The following is a 701-nucleotide window of genomic DNA, read 5'->3' as shown; positions in this document are numbered from 1 at the left end:
ATAACGAATTGCCACAGCGAACTTTAGGTTCTCACTTACAGGTATCTGCGATTGGATATGGTGCTATGGGGCTGAGTGAATTCTATGGGCCTAGTGATGAGATTGATTCACTGAAAGTATTGCATACAGCGATAAATGAAGGGGTGACTTTTTTTGATACGGCAGATATGTATGGTCGTGGTCATAATGAATCATTGATTGGGCGCTGTTTGTCTGGTTTGACGGCTAATGATCGTGCAAACTTAACTATCGCCACCAAGTGTGGTATTGATCGCGGAAATAGCGCTGGTTATGAACGAAAAATCAATAATTCTCCTGATTATATAAAGCAAAGTTGTGAATCATCATTAGAACGATTGGGGTTGGAAAAAATCGACCTTTATTACATGCATAGGCTTGATGCTGAAACACCTATCGAAGAGACTATGTATACTTTGGCGAACTTAGTCAAAGAGGGCAAAATATTGCATATTGGCCTATGTGAAGTTTCTGTTGATATTCTTCAGCGGGCGCTGTCGGTATTTCCTGTCGACGCTTTGCAAACGGAGTATTCTCTTTGGACTCGGGATATTGAAGATGAAATATTACCATTTCTGAAAAATAATAATATTGGATTGGTACCTTATTCACCACTTGGCCGAGGCTTTTTAACTGGAAAATATACTTCAGTAAACGACTTTTCAGTCGATGACTTCAGGCGT

The 701-nt window shown here is 39.9% G+C and carries 1 protein-coding gene; it reads left to right on the top strand.

What is annotated here, in order from left to right:
* Window positions 1-8 precede the first annotated feature (8 nt).
* Window positions 9-701 (top strand): aldo/keto reductase (locus V1952_RS22320; protein ID WP_420075608.1); only part of this gene is annotated, 693 nt, incomplete at its 3' end.

This window comes from Yersinia sp. 2542 StPb PI (genome assembly GCF_048593855.1).
In the GTDB taxonomy this organism is placed as follows: domain Bacteria; phylum Pseudomonadota; class Gammaproteobacteria; order Enterobacterales; family Enterobacteriaceae; genus Yersinia; species Yersinia enterocolitica_E.
This window is presented reverse-complemented; position numbering and strand designations above follow the sequence as displayed.